This window comes from Lysinibacillus sp. RU7 (genome assembly GCF_057837305.1).
In genome coordinates, this window is the sequence record NZ_JBYQFK010000209.1 from 1 (window position 1) to 252 (window position 252).

1 protein-coding gene is annotated in these 252 nt (G+C 66.7%); it reads left to right on the forward strand.

Going from position 1 to position 252, the window contains the following annotated elements:
• Nucleotides 1-252: helicase C-terminal domain-containing protein (locus AC3II9_RS22125; RefSeq protein WP_489158885.1), on the forward strand; the 252-nt coding region annotated here is incomplete at both ends.

Here is a 252-nt window from a genome sequence, read left to right on the forward strand (position 1 = left end):
GACTGGCGCTGCACGCCCAGCATGTCGATCCAATCGATACCGGCACGCTGGTGGATATCTTCCGTGACGATCCGTCCGCCTCGCTGCTTGGCACTGATGCGTTGCGTGACGGTGTCGACGTCCCCGGCTCCTCGCTGCGGTTGGTGGTGATGGAGGGCGTGCCCTGGCCCAAGCCAACCGTGCTGCATGCCGCACGCAAGCTGGCGGGAGGCGGCAGTGCCTATGACGATCGCATCGTCCGTGCGCGCCTGG